This window comes from Spirillospora sp. NPDC046719 (assembly GCF_040645715.1).
Lineage (GTDB): Bacteria > Actinomycetota > Actinomycetes > Streptosporangiales > Streptosporangiaceae > Spirillospora.
Map to the genome: position 1 here is coordinate 1 of NZ_JBEYYT010000602.1, position 4625 is coordinate 4625.

At 73.4% G+C, this 4625-nt stretch carries 5 protein-coding genes; 2 read left to right on the forward strand and 3 right to left on the reverse strand.

Going from position 1 to position 4625, the window contains the following annotated elements; genetic code table 11:
* Positions 1-178: 178 nt before the first annotated feature.
* Positions 179-1081 carry a ferredoxin family protein gene (locus tag ABZ914_RS46970; RefSeq protein ID WP_500201134.1) on the forward strand — a complete coding sequence of 301 codons (903 nt, stop codon included), beginning with the start codon at positions 179-181 and terminating at the stop codon, positions 1079-1081.
* Between the two features lie 185 nt (positions 1082-1266).
* Positions 1267-1563, forward strand: coding sequence for a WhiB family transcriptional regulator (locus ABZ914_RS46975; RefSeq protein ID WP_021600082.1), 297 nt, complete (start codon positions 1267-1269; stop codon positions 1561-1563).
* 220 nt (positions 1564-1783) lie between these two features.
* Here ABZ914_RS46975 and ABZ914_RS46980 read toward each other — a convergent pair whose 3' ends face one another.
* The 3 genes from ABZ914_RS46980 to ABZ914_RS46990 all read right to left on the reverse strand — a co-directional run.
* Complete coding sequence (locus ABZ914_RS46980) at positions 1784-2491, reverse strand: phosphoribosyltransferase (protein WP_500201135.1); 708 nt, start codon at positions 2489-2491, stop codon at positions 1784-1786.
* Between the two features lie 69 nt (positions 2492-2560).
* Positions 2561-3547 carry a phosphotriesterase family protein gene (locus ABZ914_RS46985; RefSeq protein ID WP_500201136.1) on the reverse strand — a complete coding sequence of 329 codons (987 nt, stop codon included), beginning with the start codon at positions 3545-3547 and terminating at the stop codon, positions 2561-2563.
* A gap of 39 nt (positions 3548-3586) precedes the next feature.
* Positions 3587-4625: YihY/virulence factor BrkB family protein (locus tag ABZ914_RS46990; protein WP_500201137.1), on the reverse strand; the 1039-nt coding region annotated here is incomplete at its 5' end.

Below are 4625 nucleotides of genomic sequence, written 5' to 3' on the forward strand. Positions count from 1 at the left end.
CGCTCCTCCCCCGCACCGCGCTGCACTGAGATCCCGGCATCCGACAGACGCCCCTAAAGGCCCCGATACCCCCTCATTTACACTGGTGTTCCGGGGACCCCGCTGGTGCGACCGGCGAAGCTTAGGTTACCCTTACCTAATCATCGATGATCGCGACCGTACGGCCGGGGGGACTCATTTGACGCGCGGGAAGGGCTGCGGGCACTGCCCGGGAAGCCACACCGGCGAGCGGCCGTGCCTGGCGAGCGCGACCGCCAAGGCGCGCTCCTGGCTGCTGATCGAGCACCCGGGCCCCTGGCCCGAGCGGGTGGCCGACCTGGCCGGGCCCGGCCCGGTCGCCGAGGCCGTGCGGGCCGCGCAGGCGGCCGGCGTGCGGCCGCAGCTCATCCGGCGGCCGGGGCGACGCCGCGCGACGCCGCCCGTCCAGGTCTACGCGGGGTTCTCGTACGGCCGCGAGGCGTGGATCGAGGGCCGGGAACTGGCCGATCCGCGGGAGCTGGCCGGGCTGGACCTGCACGCGCTCGCCTCGGGCCGTTCGCCGGGGCTCGGCGAGCGGCAGGCGGACCCCGTCCTGCTGGTCTGCGCGCACGGCCGGCACAACGCCTGCTGCGCGCGGACGGGCGCCCCGCTGGCCCGATCCCTCGCCGGACGTTTTGACCGTCTTGTCTGGGAAACCACCCACGTCGGTGGTGACCGATTCGCAGCGAACCTTGTATGTCTTCCTCACGGGATCTATTACGGCGACCTCGGCGAGACCCAGGCCGTGGCCGCGATCGACGCCTATCTGCGCGGCGAGGTCGTGCTCGACCGGCTGCGCGGGCGGGCCGGACGGCCCGAGCCCGCGCAGGCCGCGGAGCACTTCGTCCGCGCGCACACCGGGCGCCTCGAACTGGACACCGTGATCGTGGAGTCGATCACAGGGACATCCCGCTACGAAGCGGTCGTCACCGTTCAGGAGAGCCGTTACCGGGTCATCCTGGAGGCCGTCGAGCAGCCCGCGTGCGGGCCGGCGTGCGGCGAGAACCTGAGAACCTACGCTGTTACGGAACTCACCCTTCTCAACGCGGCCGCCCTCGTGTAATCTCTCGAAGGCCCCATTCGAGGGTCTCCCTGTCGCACGGCCCCAGGTTTCCGGAGTAACCGGACGGGGAACAGAGCGGCAACTCCAGACGTTGGAACTTTCGGCGCTTCTGACTCATGTCACCCGAAGCACGTCGATGCGTCCATGTCCCGAAATTGTTCGAAACCAATCAAGGTGGGTGTTCCATGGCTCAGGTACGTCGGCAGGCAAACCTCCCTCGTCCCAGCTGGGGCTGGCAGGACGCCGCGGCGTGCCGGGGGGAAGACCTCGTGCTCTTCTTCGGCCCCGACGGCGAGCGCCAGCCCGAGCGTGAGATCCGCGAGCGCAAGGCCAAGCAGATCTGCATGGGCTGCCCGGTCCGCACGGAATGCCTGGACTACGCCGTGTCCCGGCCCGAGAAGTACGGCACGTGGGGCGGTCTGAACGAGGACGAGCGCGCCTCCGAGCGCCGCCGTCGCATGCGCCGCGCCAACGCGGCCTGACCGTCGCACGGCACGCCAGAACCGCTCCCAGCGCGCACCCCGGCACGCCACCGAAAAACGACACGGCCCCGCCCCGCGGGGCCGTTTGCGTTGCCCAGGGCCCGGCCGCCATGGCCGGGCCCTGGCGCGTTCGTTCGTCACATGTGCGTCACATCTGTGTTGCGGCCCGCGCGGATTTCCCGGCCGCCTTTACCGCAGCCGGCGCTTCCGTGTGGCTTTTTCACCCGAATTCGCCGCGCCCATTTCCGGCGCGCTCCAGCCACCCGGTCACGTCCCGGTCGGTCAGCTGGTCGAAGTCGCGGTACCACTGGCCGACCGCGCGGAAGTCCCAGGGCGCCGCGGGGACCACGAGGTCGTCCACCTCGGCCTCCAGCGACCGCACGGTGTCCTCGGCGCCCACCGGCACCGCCAGGACCAGCCGGGACGGCCCGCGCCCCCGCAACGCCCGCACGGCCGCGCGCGCGGTCCCGCCGGTGGCGAGGCCGTCGTCCACGACGACCGCGGCGCGTCCGGCGACGTCCGGCAGGCCCCGGCCGCCGCGGTAGGCCGTCACCCGCCGCTCCAGCTCGGCGCGCTCGGCGCGCACCGTCGCGGCCATGTCGTCCTCGGTGAGGCCGAGCCGGTCCAGCAGGCCGTGGTCGAACACCGGCTCGCCGCCCTCGGCGATGGCGCCCACGCCGAGCTCCGGCTGGGGCGGGAACCCGATCTTGCGGGTCACCAGGACGTCCAGAGGCGACCGCAGGCGCCGCGCGACCTCGAACCCCACCGGGACGCCGCCCCGGGGCAGTGCGAGCACCACGGCGCCGTCCAGGCCCATCGGGGCGAGCCGCGCCGCGAGCACCCGGCCCGCCTCCGCGCGGTCGGCGTAGGGCAGCGGGACGGTATCGTCCGGCGCCGCCGCCCGCTTCGCCGTTCTGTTCCAAGACATTCGGCGCACCCCCTCCCGGGGTCGCGGAAGAGCTCCTGGGAGAGCCCTACCCGCCGGGCGCGCCGGGATTCAGCCCGCGGTGAGCCAGCGCAGCGGGTTGTCCCGCAGGACCGCGTCGAGGGTCGCGTCGTCGGCGCCGGCGGCGCGCAGCGCGGGCAGGAAGGTGTCGAACAGGTAGCCGTAGCCGCTGCCGCCGTACCGGACGATCTGCTCCATCCGCGAGACGCCGGTGCTCAGGAGCACCCGGTCGGCGTGGCCGGCCTCCATCAGGTCCATGACCGCGCGCACACGGGCCCCGATCGCCGCGTGGTCCTCGCCCGCCAGGCCGAGCGTGCCGAACGACACGTACGCGCCGGACTCGGCGATCTTGCGGTGCTGGCCGGGGTCGTCCACCCGGTCCTGCTGGCCGACGGCGACGCGGTCGGCGGGCAGCCCGGCGGCGGTGAGGATCTCCAGCTGGGCCAGGCCGGCGCGGCCGTAGGTCGCCACCGACAGGCCCGAGTAGCGGGCGGCGCGGGCGGCGGCCCGCAGGCACAGCTCCTCGGCCTCGGTCGGCGCCTCGCCCCAGGTGCCGATCTCACCGATCACGCCGGGCAGCGCGTTGGTGCCGTCCATGCCGAAGCCGATCTCGGCGAGCAGCCGCTCGGCCAGCCGGTCCACGCCCGACTGGCCCTCCGGGCCGGGGCCGGCGGCGAGGGCCTCGCGGACGAACGCGGGGTGGAACGGCTCGGTGAACACGCCCGTCCCGGCGACCACCGCGACCCGGGAGCCGGCGCTGACGCGGGCCAGCGCGGCGGCGTTGCGGCCCATGCCCGAGCAGGTCAGGTCGACGACGAGGCCGAGCCCGCGCTCCTTGCGCAGCTCGTTCAGCTCGCGCTGGACGCCCTTCTCCTCGTCCAGCCAGCGCCCCGGGTCGGACGCCACCTGCTGCGGCCGGGCCGGCCAGCGCAGGTCCATCCCCAGGTGCTCGTGGGAGAGCACCGGGCCGGTGATGTCGGACGTCGCGATCGTGCCGGTCACGGTCCGGAGCCGGCCGGTGTCCTCTCGGGGGGTCATGGAAGCCGAGGCTACGACATGTTTGGCCTTTTCAGAGCCTTATTCGTTGCAGTTTTTACCATTCGTCCCGGCGTCGCCGGCGCCGCTCGCGTCCTCGTCCGGCGCGGGCACGGCCGCGGCGGAGGTCGCGCCCGGTCCCTGCCCGCGGGACGCCTCCCCCAGGGCCCGCGCCCGGGCCGTGTCCGCGCTGGGCCACAGCCGGTCGATCTCGGCGTTCAGCGTGGCGCCGATCAGCACCGCGATGGCCGCCACGTACAGCCACGCCAGCACGGCGATCGCGGCGGCCAGCGAGCCGTACACCGACACCCCGCTCAGCGACCCGCTCAGGTAGATCCGCAGGACCAGGCTGCCGACGACCCAGATCAGCAGCGCCAGCACCGCGCCCGGCACCTCCCGCCACCAGGCCGTGCGCACCGGGACGCTCATGTGGTAAAGCATCGCCAGGGAGAGCACCGACAGGCCCACCAGGACCGGCCAGTACAGCACCTGCACGACCGTGGCGCTCTCGGGCACCGCCTGCCGCGCCAGCGTCGGCCCGGCCACCAGCAGCGGGGCGACCACCAGCCCCACGATGAGGCCGAGGACATACAGGATGAACGCGCGCGTCCGGGTGCGGATGACGCCGCGGATGCCCGACAGCCCGTACGCGATCGTGATCGTGTCGATGCAGACGTTGACCGCGCGCGAGCCCGCCCACAGCGACAGCACGAAGCCGATCGACACGATGTCGGGGCTGCCGCCCTTGATCACGTCGTCCAGCAGCGGCCTGACGACCGTGTTCACCGCGTTGGGGGTCAGCACGGTCTGGGCGTGCTCGATGGCCCTGTTGCGGATGTCCTCGACGGTCTCCTTGCTGATCACGCTGTGGAAGTGGCCCATGGTGCCGATCAGCCCGAGGGCCAGCGGCGGCAGCGACAGCAGCGCGAAGAACGCGATCTCGGCGGCGAGCCCGGTCACCCGGTAGCGGAACGCCCCGACCGCCGTCCCCCTGACCAGCCGCCACCCCACCGGGCCGCCGGAGCGCGCGAGGACGCCCAGCGCGGCGCAGAACGCCGGCCGCGTCCGCACGGCGTTCTGC

What these genes read in the sequence shown, in the direction of transcription:
- ABZ914_RS46975 (WP_021600082.1), top strand. Translation starts at nt 1,267, where the DNA reads ATGGCTCAGGTACGTCGGCAGGCAAACCTCCCTCGTCCCAGCTGGGGC.
- ABZ914_RS46980 (WP_500201135.1), bottom strand. Translation starts at nt 2,491, where the DNA reads ATGTCTTGGAACAGAACGGCGAAGCGGGCGGCGGCGCCGGACGATACC.
- ABZ914_RS46985 (WP_500201136.1), bottom strand. Translation starts at nt 3,547, where the DNA reads ATGACCCCCCGAGAGGACACCGGCCGGCTCCGGACCGTGACCGGCACG.